General features: G+C 74.6%; 14 protein-coding genes and 1 pseudogene. 7 read left to right on the top strand and 8 right to left on the bottom strand.

Going from position 1 to position 15,459, the window contains the following annotated elements:
* Positions 1 to 100 precede the first annotated feature (100 nt).
* Positions 101 to 562 (bottom strand): hypothetical protein, encoded by a 462-nt coding sequence (locus FJQ57_RS12665; RefSeq protein WP_139980815.1) that lies wholly within the window; start codon positions 560 to 562, stop codon positions 101 to 103.
* Positions 563 to 659: 97 nt separating this feature from the next.
* On the opposite strand from FJQ57_RS12665, the gene FJQ57_RS12660 reads away from it, so the two are divergent.
* On the top strand, positions 660 to 1,202 hold the full coding sequence (locus FJQ57_RS12660; RefSeq protein WP_139980814.1) for a GNAT family N-acetyltransferase: 543 nt from the start codon (positions 660 to 662) through the stop codon (positions 1,200 to 1,202).
* A gap of 67 nt (positions 1,203 to 1,269) precedes the next feature.
* Positions 1,270 to 3,087, top strand: a complete 1,818-nt coding sequence (locus FJQ57_RS12655; RefSeq protein WP_246081786.1) for a 3-hydroxyacyl-CoA dehydrogenase family protein — start codon at positions 1,270 to 1,272, stop codon at positions 3,085 to 3,087.
* A 200-nt stretch (positions 3,088 to 3,287) separates the two neighbouring features.
* Here FJQ57_RS12655 and FJQ57_RS22530 read toward each other — a convergent pair whose 3' ends face one another.
* Together FJQ57_RS22530 and FJQ57_RS12650 are read right to left on the bottom strand one after the other, a co-directional pair.
* Positions 3,288 to 4,796, bottom strand: a complete 1,509-nt coding sequence (locus tag FJQ57_RS22530; protein ID WP_170219417.1) for an MXAN_6640 family putative metalloprotease — start codon at positions 4,794 to 4,796, stop codon at positions 3,288 to 3,290.
* Positions 4,797 to 4,881: 85 nt separating this feature from the next.
* Entirely contained in the window at positions 4,882 to 5,277 is a 396-nt protein-coding gene (locus FJQ57_RS12650; protein WP_139980810.1) for an FAD synthase family protein, read from the bottom strand.
* A 97-nt stretch (positions 5,278 to 5,374) separates the two neighbouring features.
* Here FJQ57_RS12650 and FJQ57_RS12645 point away from each other — a divergent pair, with 97 nt between their 5' ends.
* Genes FJQ57_RS12645 through FJQ57_RS12635 form a run of 3 tightly spaced genes read left to right on the top strand, consistent with a single transcriptional unit; the run spans position 5,375 to position 7,463 of the window.
* Entirely contained in the window at positions 5,375 to 5,944 is a 570-nt protein-coding gene (locus tag FJQ57_RS12645) for a hypothetical protein (protein ID WP_139980808.1), read from the top strand.
* Positions 5,941 to 7,212 carry a DUF445 domain-containing protein gene (locus FJQ57_RS12640; protein ID WP_246081785.1) on the top strand — a complete coding sequence of 424 codons (1,272 nt, stop codon included), beginning with the start codon at positions 5,941 to 5,943 and terminating at the stop codon, positions 7,210 to 7,212. The genes FJQ57_RS12645 and FJQ57_RS12640 overlap by 4 nt, the downstream gene beginning before the upstream one ends.
* 5 nt (positions 7,213 to 7,217) lie before the next feature.
* Positions 7,218 to 7,463, top strand: a complete 246-nt coding sequence (locus FJQ57_RS12635; RefSeq protein ID WP_139980806.1) for an RNA-binding S4 domain-containing protein — start codon at positions 7,218 to 7,220, stop codon at positions 7,461 to 7,463.
* 20 nt (positions 7,464 to 7,483) lie between these two features.
* Here FJQ57_RS12635 and FJQ57_RS12630 read toward each other — a convergent pair whose 3' ends face one another.
* Positions 7,484 to 7,861, bottom strand: a complete 378-nt coding sequence (locus tag FJQ57_RS12630; protein WP_211348913.1) for an FKBP-type peptidyl-prolyl cis-trans isomerase — start codon at positions 7,859 to 7,861, stop codon at positions 7,484 to 7,486.
* Between the two features lie 91 nt (positions 7,862 to 7,952).
* Here FJQ57_RS12630 and FJQ57_RS12625 point away from each other — a divergent pair, with 91 nt between their 5' ends.
* Complete coding sequence (locus tag FJQ57_RS12625; protein WP_139980802.1) at positions 7,953 to 11,108, top strand: hypothetical protein; 3,156 nt, start codon at positions 7,953 to 7,955, stop codon at positions 11,106 to 11,108.
* Here FJQ57_RS12625 and FJQ57_RS12620 read toward each other — a convergent pair.
* From FJQ57_RS12620 to hisN, 3 genes and pseudogenes are all read right to left on the bottom strand, one after another.
* Positions 11,082 to 12,524, bottom strand: coding sequence for an MFS transporter (locus FJQ57_RS12620; protein ID WP_246081784.1), 1,443 nt, complete (start codon positions 12,522 to 12,524; stop codon positions 11,082 to 11,084). The genes FJQ57_RS12625 and FJQ57_RS12620 overlap by 27 nt on opposite strands.
* 50 nt (positions 12,525 to 12,574) lie before the next feature.
* Complete coding sequence (locus FJQ57_RS12615; protein ID WP_139980799.1) at positions 12,575 to 13,006, bottom strand: CBS domain-containing protein; 432 nt, start codon at positions 13,004 to 13,006, stop codon at positions 12,575 to 12,577.
* 177 nt (positions 13,007 to 13,183) lie between these two features.
* Positions 13,184 to 14,002, bottom strand: a pseudogene (gene hisN, locus FJQ57_RS12610) (histidinol-phosphatase); the annotation flags it as partial.
* A gap of 9 nt (positions 14,003 to 14,011) precedes the next feature.
* Between hisN and FJQ57_RS12605 the strand changes: the two are divergent.
* Positions 14,012 to 14,470: a DUF2231 domain-containing protein gene (locus FJQ57_RS12605; protein ID WP_139980795.1), complete on the top strand. Its 459-nt coding sequence runs from the start codon at positions 14,012 to 14,014 to the stop codon at positions 14,468 to 14,470.
* On the opposite strand, the gene rsgA is transcribed toward FJQ57_RS12605, so the two are convergent.
* Positions 14,458 to 15,459 carry a ribosome small subunit-dependent GTPase A gene (rsgA, locus tag FJQ57_RS12600; protein WP_139980793.1) on the bottom strand — a complete coding sequence of 334 codons (1,002 nt, stop codon included), beginning with the start codon at positions 15,457 to 15,459 and terminating at the stop codon, positions 14,458 to 14,460. The two genes, FJQ57_RS12605 and rsgA, sit on opposite strands and share 13 nt — an antisense overlap.

The following is a 15,459-nucleotide window of genomic DNA, read 5'->3' as shown; positions in this document are numbered from 1 at the left end:
CTACGCGTGGCCCGCGCCCGGGTCACCGGGGTGGGTCAGCTGGGCAGACCAGCTGGGCAGATCAGCTGGGCAGATCAGCTGGGCAGATCAGCTGGGCAGATCAGCTGGGCAGGTCGGTCGGCAGGTCGGTCGGCAGGTCCGAGGTGTCCGGCAGGTCGGCGGAGACGCACTCGGTCAGGGCGTCGGAGGAGAAGAAAGCCTCGACCTGCTTCTCCTCCTCCCCGCTGAAGGAGCTCTCGGGGTCATCGGACTGCAGGTCCTCGATGTCGCCGTCGTCGATGCTGGAGAGGAAGTCGACGAAGACCTCGTAGCCGCTGCGGGCGTCACCCGTGACCGACTCCGGTGTCCCGACCTCCTCGAGCTTGTCGGCGTAGTCGTGCACCTCGTCGACGGATGGTTCACCGCCGTCGCCCGGCCGGGCGTTGAAGGCCTGGCAGAACTCCTCCTGCGAGGCGTCCTCCGGGGCGCTGTCGCCGCCCCCGCCGCAGGCGGTCAGGCTCGCGACGAGGAGGGCGGCACCGGCGAGGCCAGGGGCGACGCGGCGTGTGGCAGGGTGGAACATCCGGGTGTCCTTCCGTGGGGTGGCGCCCGGGCGTCGTGCCCGCGCGTCCTCGACTCCTGTCCGGTCGGGCCGCCCCCAAACCGAGAGCAGGTGGATCGTGACCGGCCCGGTCGTGCGTCCCGCGCGCCCCTCCGACCTGCGCCGCGTGGCGGCGGTGGAGGACGCCGGGGGAGCGATGTTCGCCGAGCACTTCGGCGACCGGGTCGTGCCTGCGCTGCTCGCCCGGGCCCCCAGCGGCGCCGAGCGCGACAGCGTCGGCCACCTGCTCGTGGCCACCGAGGACCGACGGCTCGTCGGGTTCGCCCACGTCGTCCCGCACGCCCTGCACGCCCACCTCGACCAGGTCTCCGTGCTGCCGGCGTACACGCGGCGGGGCACCGGCACCGCGCTGGTGCGGGCGGCGATGGAGGAGGCCCGGTTATCCGGGTACGACGTCATGTCGCTCACCACCTTCCGCGACGTGCCGTGGAACGGCCCCTTCTACCTCGGCCTGGGCTTCGTCGAGGTGCCCGAGGAGCGGTGGGAGCCGTTCCAGCGCGACCTCCGTGCGGCGGAGCGGGCCTTGCTGCTCGACGAGCCCGGTCCGCGGGTCGTGATGGAGCGCCGCCTGGTGCGTCCGACCCGTCCTCGAGTGCGGTGAAGGTCACAAGTTACCGACGAGTGAACATCGGTCCCGGGGCCCGTTCCTGCGTGCCATGATGCGCGCCATGACGAGCCAGAGCAGCCCGGAGACCACCGAGCCCGGCACCCGCACCTTCACCACGATCGGCGTCGTCGGTCTCGGCACCATGGGCGCCGGCATCGTCGAGGTCTTCGCCCGCCACGGGTACGACGTCGTCGGCGTCGAGGTGGACGACGCCGGTGTCGAGCGCGGGCGCCAGCACGTCACCGCCTCCACCGGCCGCGCCGTCAAGCGCGAGAAGATGACCGCCGAGGAGCAGTCCGCGCTGCTCGACCGGGTGCGGTTCACGACCGAGCTCAAGGACCTCGCCGACGCCGACCTCGTGGTCGAGGCCGTGGTGGAGTCCATGGACGTCAAGAAGGGCATCTTCCAGGACCTCGACGGCATCGTCCGGCCCGAGACGGTGCTGGCCACCAACACGTCCTCGCTGTCGGTGACCGAGCTGTCCTCGGCCACCTCGGCCCCCGGGCGCGTCATCGGCGTCCACTTCTTCAACCCCGCGCCCGTCCAGGACCTCGTCGAGGTCGTGCGCACCGTGGTCACCGAGCCGTCGGTGCTGGCCGACGTGCAGGCGCTGCTCGGCTCGCTCGGCAAGAGCCCGGTCGTGTGCGGCGACAAGGCCGGCTTCATCGCCAACACGCTGCTCTTCGGCTACCTCAACCACGCGGCCTCGATGTTCGAGGGCCGCTACGCCACCCGCGAGGACATCGACGCCGCCATGCGCTTCGGCTGCGGCTACCCGATGGGTCCGCTGGCCCTGCTCGACCTGATCGGCCTCGACACGGCGTACGAGATCCTGGAGACGATGTACCGCCAGGGTCGCGACCGCCTGCACGCGCCGACCCCGATCCTCAAGCAGATGGTCACCGCGGGCCTGCTCGGCCGCAAGACCGGCCGCGGGTTCTACACCTACGAGTCGGTCGACAGCCCCGTGGTCGTCCCCGACGCCGCCACGCCGTCGGCCGACGAGGCGCCGCAGCTCCGGCACGACATCCGCCAGGTCGGTGTCGTCGGCACCGGCACCATGGCCGCGGGCATCGTCGAGGTCTTCGCCAAGGCCGGGTACGACGTGCTGTACGTCGGCCGCAGCCAGGACAAGGTCGACGGGGTCGTCACCACCATCACCAAGAACTTCGACAAGCAGATCCAGCGTGGTCGGGCCACCGAGGAGGCCAAGACCGAGGTGCTCGGCCGCCTGACCGGCTCGATCAAGCTCGACGACCTCGGGTCCGTCGACATCGTCGTCGAGGCGATCGCCGAGGACCTCGCGGTCAAGACGACCCTGTTCGAGAACCTCGACGAGATCTGCAAGCCCGGTGCGATCCTGGCCACCACGACCTCCTCGCTGCCGATCATCGCGATGGCCAAGGTGACCCAGCGGCCGCAGGACGTCATCGGGATGCACTTCTTCAACCCCGCCACCGTCATGAAGCTGGTCGAGGTCGTCTCGACCGTCTCCACCGACGACGACGTCACCGAGACCACCCGGGCCCTGTGCGCGAAGGTCGGCAAGGTCGCGGTCTCCTGCGGTGACCGGGCCGGGTTCATCGTCAACGCGCTGCTGTTCCCCTACCTCAACGACGCGGTCAAGATGCTCGAGCAGCACTACGCCACCGCCGACGACATCGACACTGCGATGAAGCAGGGCTGTGCCCTGCCGATGGGCCCCTTCGAGCTGCTCGACGTCGTCGGCAACGACGTCTCGCTGGCCATCCAGCGCGAGCTCTACCAGGAGTTCCGCGAGCCCGGCTTCGCCCCGGCGCCGCTGCTGGAGCACCTCGTCACCGCGGGCTACCTCGGCCGCAAGACCAAGCGCGGGTTCCGGGACTACTCGCGGCGCTGAGCGCGGCACGGCCGCGCCTGGTGCGCGCGGCCGGCAAGATCTCCGGTTGACCGGAGAAACTGCCACTTCTGGCACGGAACTCCGTGCCAGAAGTGGCAGTTTCGTGCCGGGAGTGCAGCGGTGGGGGCAGAAACTCCGGTTAACCGGAGAAACTGCCACTTCTGCGACGGAACTCCCGGGCGCGACCGGACGCGCGGGACTCAGCGACGGGCTGCGCGGCGCAGGACGGCCTCGACGACGAACGGCTGGCGGTCGTCGACGGCGACGCCGCGGCAGGAGAGGGTCGAGCTGCGGTCGCAGCGGAAGCGCGTCGAGGCGTTGACGACGGCCACGGTGACCGAGCGGACGCGGCGGCGGTCGAGGCGCACGACGGCCCGACCCAGTCCCCGCTCGGTCAGGGCGATCGGGCGGGCGCGCACCCGCCCGTCCCGTCGTACGACGAGGAGCCGGGCGGCCGGCGCGGTGACCCGGTCGGGGGCGTCGACGGTCACGGTCACCTTCCAGCCCCCACCCGACCGCTTGCCGAGGCCGCGGGCCGGGACGAGGCGCACCGAGCGGGACGTGAGGTGGTCCAGGCGGGTGCGCAGCACCGCGCGCCGGTCGGTGCGGGAGAGGGTGCGCCGCGCCACGGGGGCCGCGGGCCAGGAGGCGCCCTCGGGGTAGGTGCGCGCGGGCACGGTGTTGTCGGCGGCGTAGGAGGCGTAGGCCGCGGGGAGGCCGCCGCGGGCCGCGAGGACGCTCGCCAGCGCCTGGGTGGAGTACTCGTCGGGCAGCCCGTCGCCGGTGCCGGCGCGCTCGATGACCCGGCGGACCAGGCCGGGACCGAAGCGGTCGGTGAGGTGCTCCCAGAAGGTCCAGTTGCCGTAGTGGGCGTACCCGGTGGTCTCGAACAGGTCGAGGGGGACGCGGGGCCGGCCGAGCTGCCCGAAGCGCAGGTAGGCCCGGTTGTCGTCGACCCGGTCGGCGAACCGCTCCTCGATCCAGGTGGCCGTCGACTCCAGCAGCCAGGGGTCCTCACGCACGTCGTAGGCGAACTGCACGGCGTGGAAGAACTCGTGGGCGGCGGTGACCTCGAGCGTCTGCTGGGGGGCGCGGCCGAACTGGGAGCGGGCGAAGTCGTCGTCGAGCACGCAGAAGCCGCTGGCCTGCCGCGGCTGCCCGGGCACGAGCGCCTCGGGGGCGCAGTAGCCGTACAGGCCGCGGACGCCGAGGTCCTTGAGGTAGACGTCGAAGCGGGCGTCGCCGCCGCGCTGGCCGTCGGGCCGCGGGGCGCGGAAGCCCATCCGGGTCACGTGGTGGCGCCACACGCGCTCCACCACCCGGAGCGTGGTGGCGGCCCAGCGGGCCGAGGGCGGCGCGTCGGGCCCGGAGCGCACCCAGTGCACGCAGACGCGGGGGCCGCAGCGCCGGGTCGAGGGGGTGTCGTACCCGTCGTCGAAGGGGTCGCCACCGCGGTCGGTGGGCCGGGCCAGCAGCCCGCCGGCGAAGTCGTCGCCGAGGCCGCCGAGGGTGGGGCGAGCCAGGAACAGGTCGCGCAGCGCCAGGGTCGCCTCCCGGCCCGGCTCGTCCAGCGCCCGGGCGGCGGCGACCAGCGGCGGCGTCGGCGCGGGCTTCGCGCGCACGGTGGTGACGTCGGCAGCGGCGCCAGCGGGGGCGGGGGCCGGGCCGGCCGAGGCGGGCACCACCGGGAGGAGCAGCGCCGCGAGCACGCAGGCCGCGAGGACGGGGAGGCAGGAAAGGGAGGGGATGGTCTGCTCCGGGGAAGAGGAGGCGGGACCGGCCGGTCGGGGTGGATCAGCCGGTGCTGGAGATCTTCTCGATGAGCGCGGTGGTGGAGATGGCGGGCGTGCGGGGGAGGTAGACCACCTCGCAGGCGTCCTTCAGCTCGTCGAAGCGCCCGGCCCAGTCGTCGCCCATGACGAGCACGTCGGCGCGGTGCTCGGTGACGTACTGGCGCTTGAGCTCGAGGCTCTCCTCGACGAAGACCTCGTCGACGGCCCGCAGGGCGGCGACGATCTCGAGGCGCTCGGCCTGGCTGAAGACCGGGGCCCGCCCCTTCTTGCGGAGGTTGAGCTCGTCGGCGGAGACCCCGACCACGAGTCGGTCGCCGAGGGCGGCCGCCCGCTCGATGACCCGCAGGTGCCCGACGTGGAAGACGTCGAACGTGCCAAAGGTGATGACGGTACGCACGGGGGCAGTGTTCCACGTGGGGCCGCTGGGACCGGGGACCCGCGCGGCCCCGGGCGGGTGGCGTCGGCGCCGCGCCCGGTGGGGGAGACTCGCCCCCGTGTCGACACCCCTGCCCGGCGCGGCCCACCCGCCGCCGTCGTACGACGACCGGCGCACGCCGGTGGTCCCCACCTCCGTCACCGTCGCGGTCTGGTCGTTCCGCATCGCCGCCCTGTACGCCGTGGGCTCGGCCGCGGCCTTCCTGCTGTGGGTGCGCGGCACGCTGGGCGACGCCGACAAGGCGGCCTCGGCGGCCGACTTCATCAACGACCGCGGGCTGGAGGGGCGCTCGGCCGAGGTCGTCCGCCGGGTGGCCGACGCCGCGTCGGACGAGCGGTGGCGCACGGTGCTGACCGTGGTCGGGGTGGTGTTCCTGGTCCTCGCGCTGCTGGCGGGCGTGGTCTACCTCCTGCTGGCCCGGGCCCTGCGCCGCGGCCGGGGGTGGGCGCGGGTGGTCGCCACGGTGCTGGCCGTCGTCTCGCTGCTGTGGCTGGTGCTGGGCCCGCAGGCCTGGCTGTGGGTGGCCATCGGGGTGGTCGGGGTCGTCGCGTCGTGGCGGCCGTCGGCCTCGGCGTACCTCGACGCCTGCCGGGCCGACCGCCTGCGCGTCCGGCAGGGGCGCCCGTGAGCGCCGCGACCGCGGGTCCCCAGGTCTCCGGCGACACCGCCGCCGACGCCGAGCGGCGTCGCGCCCTGCGCCGGATGCGCGGCGTGGCCGGTGGGCTGCTCGCCCTCGCCGCCGTCGTGTACGTCGTCACGCTGGGCCAGGACGGGTTCCTCGGCTTCGTCAACGCCGGCGCCGAGGCCTCCATGGTCGGCGCGATCGCCGACTGGTTCGCCGTGACGGCGCTCTTCCGCCACCCGCTCGGCCTGCCCGTCCCGCACACCGCGCTGGTGCCCCGGCGCAAGGACGAGCTGGGCCGCGGCCTCCAGGACTTCGTCACCGACAACTTCCTGCAGGAGCAGGTCATCCGCGAGCGCCTCGACGCCGTCGGCGTCTCCGCCCGCGTGTCGGCCTGGCTGGGCGAGGAGGAGCACGCCGAGCGGGTCGTGCGCGAGGTCGCCGAGGTGGCCACGATCGCCCTGTCCAAGGTGCGCGACGAGCACGTCGAGGCCCTGGTGACCGAGGCCCTGGTGCCGCGGTTCCACGAGGAGCCGATCTCACCGCTGCTGGGCGGCCTGCTGACCAGCGTGCTCGACGACGGACTGCACCACCAGCTGGTCGACCTCGGCCTGGCCGAGCTGCACGATTGGCTGCGCGAGAACCCGCGCACCGTGCAGGACGTGCTGGGGGAGCGGGCGCCGTGGTGGGCGCCCGAGAGCGTCAACGAGCGGGTCACCGCCCGGGTGCACGTGGAGATCGTGCGCTGGATCGGCGACATCCGCTCCGACCCCGACCACCGCGCCCGCCAGGCCATCGACCGGCTGCTGCGGCAGCTGGCCACCGACCTCCTCGAGGACGAGGACACCCAGCAGCGGGCCGAGCGGCTCAAGGACCGGCTGCTCGACCACCCGGCCGTCGTCCGCACCGGCATCTCGGTGTGGCAGGCCCTCCAGCGCGCGCTCTCGGAGTCGCTGGCCGACCCGCAGGGCGCCGTACGGCTGCGGCTGATGACCGAGGTGGAGGCCTTCGCGACCCGGCTCGGCGACGACGCCGAGCTGCGGGCGCGCCTCGACGGCCGTGCGGCGGACGCCGTGGTGTTCGTCGTCGACCGCTACGGACGCGAGCTGACCACCGTCATCACCAGCACCATCGAGCGCTGGGACGGCAAGGAGGCGGCCGACCGGATCGAGCTGCACGTCGGGCGCGACCTGCAGTTCATCCGGATCAACGGGACCGTGGTCGGCGGACTGGTCGGGGTGCTGATCCACGCCGTGTCCGTGGTGATTGACTAGTCACCATGTCTGAGATCAGGAACGTCCGCATCGAGGACGAGTCGATCAAGCTCGGCCAGTTCCTCAAGCTGGCCGACCTCGTCGACTCGGGCTCGGCGGCCAAGGAGCTGCTGGCCGGGGGCGTCGTGCGCGTCAACGGCGTGCCCGAGACCCGCCGGGGCCGGTCGCTGGTGAACGGCGACCTGGTGCAGGTCGCCGCCCAGCAGGCGCGGGTCGCCGACGGGTCCACGCCCGACGACTTCCCCTGGTAGACCGGGGCTGACCGGACCGGTCAGCGCACCTCGAGCAGGTCGACGACGAAGATCAGCGTCTCGCCGGGCTTGATGACACCGCCGGCGCCGCGGTCGCCGTACCCGAGGTGCGGCGGGATGACGAGCTGGCGGCGTCCGCCGACCTTCATGCCCTGCACGCCCTGGTCCCAGCCGGAGATGACCTGGCCGATGCCGAGGCGGAACTGCAGCGGCTCACCGCGGTTGTAGGAGGCGTCGAACTCCTCGCCGGTGGAGTGGGCGACGCCGACGTAGTGGACCTTGACGGTCTGGCCGGCGGCGGCCTCGGGGCCGTCGCCGACGGTGACGTCGGTGACGACGAGGTCGGTCGGCGTCTCGGGGCCGGGGAAGTCGATCTCGGGCTTCTGGGCTTCTGACATGCCCTCCACCCTAGGGACGCCGTTCATGGACGGCGCCCGAGGGGGTACAGGGCCGAGCGAGGTTCCCCCCACCCTCCCTCGGAGTGCTCCCATGTCCCTGCCCGTCCTGCGTCCCCTCCCCGTCCTGGGCACCGCCCTGGTCACCATCGCGGCCACCGCCGTCCTGGTCTCCCCGCCGGCCGACTCGGCCCGCGCGGCCGCCCCACCCGGTGGCTACGCCGCTGCGGCCCACGGCGACATCGTGTCCGTCGACGCCGACCTGGTCGGCGGGTCGCTCGCCGACGTCGCCGTCGGCCACGCGCAGACCGGCACCGACCCGGCCGCGTCCCCGGCCACCACGTCGACGGGCGCCAACGCCGAGCTCGCCGTCGGCGGCACCGACGTGCCGGTCGACCGGGCCACGGTCACCGCGCCGCCCGGCGGCGACCCCCGGGAGCGGGAGCTCCTGCCCCTGCGCCTCGGCTCCCTGGCCGACGTCGGGCTGCTCTCGACCGACCTGGCCGCGGCGTACGACGCCGAGCGCTGCCTGCCGCAGCTGGGCTCGGCCCGCACCGAGCTGGCCGCGCTGACCCTGGCCGGGTTCAGCCTGCCCGGGCTGCCGGCGGTGGCGTCGGTGGCGCAGGTCGCGGCGTCCACGACCACGTCGACGACCGAGGTCGTCGACCGGCCCGGGGACACCGACCTCGTCCGGTCCACCACGACCACCGAGGTGGGCGACGTCTCGCTGCTCGGCGGCCTCGTGGTGGTCAAGGTGGCCGACCCGGCCGTGCTCACCGCCACGTCGGGCGGCGCGGCCGGCGAGGTCGACTACGACGCGCCGCTGGTCACCGTGGTCGTCGGCGGGCGGACCCTGACCGTGCCCAACGACGGCGGCACCCTCGACGTGCCGGTCGACCTCGGGTTGCTGACCGTCGACCTCGGCCTGCGCGCCGCCCGGCCGCAGTCGACGACCACGGCCACGTCGGCCACCTCGACCCTCGAGTCGGTCGTCGCGGTCGACCTCTCGGTCGCCGCCGCCACCGGGCCGCTGGTCGACCTCGCCCTCGCCGTCGGGCCGATGGCCGTGTCCGCGACGACCCCGGCCGGCGGGCTGGCGTGCCCGGCCGGTGGCGGCGGCTCGGCGGTCGACACCGACGCCGACGGTCTCAGCGACGCGGAGGAGCAGACCGCTGGCACCGACCCCCGCGACCCGGACAGCGACGACGACGGCCTGACCGACGGCGCCGAGGTCAACACCACCGACACCGACCCGCTCGACGCCGACACCGACGACGGTGGGGTGCGTGACGGTGACGAGGTCGCGGCCGGCACCGATCCCCGCGCCGGCAACGGGGCCGACGATGCCGTCGCCGGCCTCGACGTCGACGGCGACGGGCTCGACGTGGTCCAGGAGGTCGCGGCCGGCACCGACCCGGACGACCCGGACACCGACGGCGACGGCCTCTCCGACGGGGTCGAGGTGCGCAGCACCGACACCGACCCGACCGACGCCGACACCGACGACGGCGGGGTGACCGACGGGGCCGAGGTGGGCTACGGCACCGACCCGCGAGCGGGCAACGGGGCCGACGACCTGCCCACGGCCTCGGTCGACCGCGACGGGGACGGGCTCACCGACGCCCGCGAGGCCGCGCTCGGCACCGACCCGGCCGACTCCGACACCGACGACGACGGTCTCCCCGACGGCGTGGAGGTGAGCATCGGCACCGACCCGAAGGACGCCGACACCGACGACGGCGGCGTGCCCGACGGTGCCGAGGTCGGGGTCGGGACCGATCCCCGCCCGGGCAAGGGGGCCGACGACCGACCGGTCAGCCCGGACGGCGACGGCGACGGGCTCACCGACGCCCGCGAGGCCGAGCTCGGCACCGACCCGGCGGACGCCGACACCGACGACGACGGCCTCGCCGACGGGGTCGAGGTCGGCGGGAGCCGGACCGACCCGCTCGATGCCGACACCGACGACGGCGGCCTGGTCGACGGCGTCGAGGTGGCCTACGGCCTCGACCCGCGCGACGCCGCCGACGACCGCCCCGCCGGCGACGCCGACGGCGACGGCCTGACCGCGGCCGAGGAAGCCCGGGCCGGCACCGACCCGACCAAGGCCGACACCGACGGCGACGGCCTCGCCGACGGGGTCGAGGTCGGCCGGACCGGGACGGACCCGACGAAGGCCGACACCGACGGCGGGGGCGTGCCGGACGGCCAGGAGGTCGGGCTGGGCACCGACCCGCTCGTCGCGGCCGACGACCCGGCCGTCGACGGCGACGGGGACGGGCTCACCGGGCCCGCCGAGCAGGTCGCCGGCACCGACCCGGCCGACCCCGACACCGACGACGACGGGCTGGAGGACGGCGCCGAGACCAGCACCACCGGCACCTCGCCGGTCCGGCCGGACACCGACGGTGACGACGTCACCGACGGGGTGGAGGTCTCGGAGGGCACCGACCCCCTCGACCCGGCCTCGACGCCCACGGTCGCCGACAGCGACGGCGACGGCCTGACCGACGCCCAGGAAGCGGCGCTGGGCACCGATCCGCTCGACATGGACAGCGACGACGGCGGGGTCACCGACGGCGCCGAGGTGGCGGCCGGGACCGACCCGAAGGCCCCCGCAGACGACCGCGCCGACCCCGGCTCGCTCGACCGCGACAAGGACGGCCTGACCGACGCGCAGGAGCGGGCGCTGGGCACCGACCCGCGCGACGCCGACAGCGACGACGACGGCGTCGGCGACGGGGTCGAGGTGCTCCGGGTCGTCGTGCCGTACGCCGGCTGCCGGACCAGCCCGCTGCGGCGCGACACCGACCGCGACGGCCTCGCCGACGGCGTCGAGCGCCGCGGGCCGGTGCTCGAGCAGAAGCTGGTGCTCCGCAGCGGCCGGTCGACGATCGGTCGCGTGCGGCCCAACCCCTGCGCGGCGGACACCGACCGGGACGGCCTGCGCGACGGCCAGGAGACCAGCGGCTCCCGCATCGCGCAGCGGGTGCGCACCCGGCAGGGCTCGTTCGTCATCGGCCGCCGGGTGACCAACCCGGTGCGACGCGACACCGACGCCGACGGCCTGACCGACAAGCAGGAGGTCACCGGCAGCGCCAACAAGGCGCACCGCAAGCGCAAGTCCGACCCGACCGACTACGACACCGACAACGGGGCGGTCAGGGACGGCGTCGAGGTGCGCAAGCGGGCCGACCCGAGCGACGTCCGGTCGGGCCCGTCCTCACCGCGGGGGCGTCGGGCCGGCTGAGCGACGGGTGCCCGGGCGCAGCGGGGGAGCGCCGACCGAGCAGTCCCGGTGGGGCGGCTCGGCCGGCGCGGCGCCCCGGTCGGGCGTGGTGCCCGGCTCGTCGGGGTCGAGGACGTCGCTCCGCACCGTGAGGGCGGCGACGACCCCGCCGAGCACCAGCAGGCCCGCCGCGATCCAGCACGCGTGCCGGAACCCGTCGGGGGCCCCGTCGGCCACCCCGGCCAGCACCGGGATCGCGGCCACGGCGACCAGGCCGCCGGTGCGGGCCACCGCGTTGTTGACCCCCGAGGCCATCCCGGCGTGCTCGTCGGGGGCCGCGCCCAGCGCGGCCGCGGTCAGCGGCGCGACCAGGGTCGCCAGGCCGAGCCCGAGCAGCACGACGCCCGGCAGCACGTCGGGCACGTAGGAGGCGCCGTCGCCGACGCCCGAGAGGAGCAGCAGCGCGCCGGCGCACACCAGCGGGCCGAGCGTCATCTGCAGCCGCGGACCGATGCGCGCCGCCACCGCCCCCGAGCGGGCGGAGAGCAGCAGCATGAGGCCGGTGACCGGGAGCAGCGACGAGCCCGCCGCGACCGGGCCGAACCCGGCCGCGTCCTGCAGCTGGAGCACCAGCAGGAAGAAGACGACCCCGACGCCGCCGTACACCAGGAAGGTCACGCCGTTGACGGCGCTGAACTGCGCCGTGCGGAAGGCCTCGAGCGGCAGCACGGGGTAGCGGGCCCGGCGCTCGCGGACCACGAACGCGACGGCGCCGAGGAGGCCCACCACCACGCCCGGCACGACGACCGCGGGTCCGCGGGCGGCCTCGATGAGCGCGAGCGTCACCCCGCCCAGCGCCACCGCGCCCAGGAGCCCCCCGGTCCAGTCGACCGGGGTGTCCTCCGCCGCCTCGTCGTGGGAGTCGGGCACGTGCCGCAGCGCCAGCACCACGACCACCGCGGCCAGCGGCAGGTTGATGAGGAACACCCAGCGCCACGACGCGACGTCGACCAGCCAGCCGCCGAGCAGCGGCCCGATCGCCGTGGCCACGCCGCCGAGGCCCGACCAGGCGCCGATGGCCCGGGCCCGGTCCTCGGCGCGGAAGGTGACCTGCAGCAGGGCGAGGCTGGCCGGAGTGAGGAGCGCCGCGCCGACGCCCTGGACGGCGCGGGCCACCACGAGGACGACGACGTCCTGGGCCAGCCCACAGGCCAGGGACGCCACGGCGAACCAGACCACGCCGACCACGAACACCCGGCGCCGTCCGAACCGGTCGCCCAGCGTCCCGCCGAGCAGGATGAACGAGGCCAGCGTCAGGGCGTACGCCGAGACCGTCCACTGCAGGGAGGAGAACCCGGCGTCCAGCGACTCGCCCAGGGCGGGCAGCGCGACGTTGACGACCGTGGCGTCGATGCCGGCCAGGGCCGAGCCCAGCACGGCCGCGAGCAGGACCCAGCGCCCGGCGGCGCTGGAGAGCGAGAGGGTGCTCAGGACTGGTGGACGTAGGAGTCGAGCTGGTCGCGCTCGAACTGCAGCCGGTCGATCTTGTGCTTGACGACGTCGCCGATCGAGACGATGCCGGCGAGCCGGTCGCCGTCGACGACGGGGACGTGCCGGAAGCGGCGGGAGGTCATGGTCGACATCACGGCGTCGAGGTCGTCGTCGGGAGCGCAGGTCTCGACCGCGGAGGTCATGATCGCCGCGACGGTGTTGTTGATGACCGTGCCGTCGTGGTGCAGGTGGCGCACCACGTCGCGCTCGCTGACGATGCCGTCGACGCTCGCACCGTCGCGACTGACGATGAGGGCCCCGATGTTGTGCTCGGCGAGCAGCGCGATCAGCTCACGCACGCCCGCGTCGGGGGTGATGGTGACGACGCCACCACTGGCCTTGGCCTCGAGGATCTCGCCGATGCGCATGCGCGGAACCTACTGCGGGTCGTCGCCCCTGTCACTGGTCCGATCACTGGTCCTGTCACTGGTCCTGTCACTGGTCCTGTCACTGGTCCGGGGCCGGGGCGCGTGCAGGCGGCTGACGCTGCCGGGACCGGTGGCCGGCCAGTCGGGATCGCCATCGTGGTCGTCGGGCAGGCCGCCGAGGAACGACAGCGCCGCCTCGTGGAGGTGGCCGTTGGAGGCCAGCGCGTTGCCGCCCCAGGGGCCGGGGCTGCCGTCGAGGGAGGTGAACCGTCCGCCCGCCTCGCGCACGATGACGTCGAGGGCGGCCATGTCGTAGACCTCGAGCTCGGGCTCGGCGGCGAGGTCGACCGCACCCTCGGCCAGCAGCATGTAGGACCAGAAGTCGCCGTAGGCGCGGGTGCGCCAGCAGCGGCGGGCCAGGGAGTGGAAGTCCTCGAGCCGGCCGCGCTCCTCCCAGCCGGTGAAGGAGGAGTAGGACAGCGAGGCGTCCTCGAGGCGGCGTACGTCGGAGACCTGCATGCGCGAGGCCTTGAGCAGCGACCGGCCGGTCCAGGCGCCGTGGCCCGCCGAGGCCCACCAGCGGCGCTGGAGCTGGGGCGCGGAGACGACGCCGAGCACGACCTCGTCGTCGACGGCCAGGGCGATGAGGGTGGCCCAGACCGGGACGCCGCGCACGAAGTTCTTGGTGCCGTCGATCGGGTCGACGATCCAGCGCCGCTGGGAGTGGCCGCTGGAGCCCTGCTCCTCGCCCGTGACGGCGTCGCGGCTGCGGACCCGCGACAGGGTGCGCCGCACGCCCTCCTCGACGGCCTGGTCGGCGTCGGTGACGGGCGTCAGGTCCGGCTTGCTCATCACGTGCAGGTCGAGCGCCTTGAACCGGGCGGTGGTCAGCGCGTCGGCGTCGTCGGCGAGCACGTGCGCGAGGCGCAGGTCGTCGGTGTAGTCCACTGGTGAGCCCGGCACGTCGCTCACCCTAATCTCAGCCGTCTGGTCCATCCTTCATCCATGTCGATCAACGGGCTGCCGCTGCACGCTCTCGTCGTCCACGCGGCCGTCGTCTTCGGCCCCCTCGCCGGCCTGGCCGCGGTGCTCTACGCCGCCGTGCCGAGGTGGCGTGACTGGCTGCGGTGGCCGCTGGTCGGCGTCGCCGCGATCGCCCTGGTCTCGATCTGGGTGGCCTACTTCTCCGGCGAGAGCGTGGAGGAGGCCAACCCGACCTTCTACACCGACCCCGCCCGGGCGGCGCTGCTGGAGACCCACGAGGAGCGGGCCGGGGTGCTGCGCATCTCGGTGACCGTGCTGGCGCTGGTCAGCTTCGGCGCGGCCTGGCTGCACACCCGCACCGGCGCGACGCGGATCGCCCTCGGCGTCGGCGTGGCCGCGCTCGGTGTGCTGACCCTGGTCTACACCGTGCTCACCGGCGACGCGGGCGCGGAGCTGAAGTGGGCGGGCTACCAGTCCTGACCTGACCGCGCGGCGAGCAGGCGGCGGAACGACGCGACCCGGTCGGGGTCGGCCTCGCCGCGCTCGAGCGCGTCGTCGAGCCCGCACTCGGGCTCGTCGTCGCCGTGGGTGCAGCCGCGCGGGCAGTCCCCGGTCAGCTCGGCGAGGTCGGGGAAGGCGTCGATGAGGTCCTCGGGCCTGACGTGCGCGAGGCCGAAGGAGCGGATGCCGGGGGTGTCGATGATCCAGCCCCCGGTGACGCCGTCGTGGTCGGGCAGCGGCAGCAGGTAGGCCGAGGTGCTGGTGTGGCGGCCCCGCCCGGTGACGGTGTTGACCCGGCCGACCTCGCGGCCGGCGTCGGGCACGAGGGCGTTGACCAGCGTCGACTTGCCGACGCCGCTCGACCCGACCAGCACGCTGGTGCGGCCGGCCAGGCGCTCGCGCACCGCGTCGAGCTCGCCACCGCGGCGGGTGACCACCCACGGCACCCCGAGCGCACGGTAGGTGTCGAGGAGCTCGTCGGGGCCGCGCAGGTCGGACTTGGTCAGGCAGAGCAGGGGCGCCATGCCCGCGTCGTACGCCGCCACGAGGGCGCGGTCGATGAGGCGCGGCTGCGGGTCGGGGTCGGCCAGGGCGGTGACGACGACGAGCTGGTCGGCGTTGGCCACGACCACGCGCTCGACCGGGTCGTCGTCGTCGGCGGTGCGCCGCAGGGTGGTGGTGCGGTCGACGACCTCGACGATGCGGGCCAGGGCGCCCTCCTCGCCCGAGGTGTCGCCGACGACCCGCACCCGGTCGCCGACCACGACGCCCTTGCGCCCGAGCGGGCGGGCCTTGACCGCGAGCACCGTGGTGCCGTCGACCAGCAGCGTGAAGCGGCCGCGGTCGACGGTGACGACCACGCCGTCGACGGCGTCGTCGTAGGTCGGGCGCTCCTTGGTGCGCGGCCGGGTGCGGCGGCGGGGTCGCTCGTAGTGCTCGGGGTCGTGGTCGGAGTAGCGCCCGGACAT

Source organism: Nocardioides litoris, assembly GCF_006346315.1.
GTDB classification, from domain to species: Bacteria; Actinomycetota; Actinomycetes; order Propionibacteriales; family Nocardioidaceae; genus Nocardioides; species Nocardioides litoris.
This window is presented reverse-complemented; position numbering and strand designations above follow the sequence as displayed.

Coding starts and splice junctions, on each gene's coding strand:
- FJQ57_RS12665 (WP_139980815.1), bottom strand. CDS start 562: ATGTTCCACCCTGCCACACGCCGCGTCGCCCCTGGCCTCGCCGGTGCC.
- FJQ57_RS12655 (WP_246081786.1), top strand. CDS start 1,270: ATGACGAGCCAGAGCAGCCCGGAGACCACCGAGCCCGGCACCCGCACC.
- FJQ57_RS12635 (WP_139980806.1), top strand. CDS start 7,218: ATGTCTGAGATCAGGAACGTCCGCATCGAGGACGAGTCGATCAAGCTC.
- FJQ57_RS12630 (WP_211348913.1), bottom strand. CDS start 7,861: ATGTCAGAAGCCCAGAAGCCCGAGATCGACTTCCCCGGCCCCGAGACG.
- FJQ57_RS12625 (WP_139980802.1), top strand. CDS start 7,953: ATGTCCCTGCCCGTCCTGCGTCCCCTCCCCGTCCTGGGCACCGCCCTG.
- FJQ57_RS12615 (WP_139980799.1), bottom strand. CDS start 13,006: ATGCGCATCGGCGAGATCCTCGAGGCCAAGGCCAGTGGTGGCGTCGTC.
- FJQ57_RS12605 (WP_139980795.1), top strand. CDS start 14,012: ATGTCGATCAACGGGCTGCCGCTGCACGCTCTCGTCGTCCACGCGGCC.
- rsgA (WP_139980793.1), bottom strand. CDS start 15,459: ATGTCCGGGCGCTACTCCGACCACGACCCCGAGCACTACGAGCGACCC.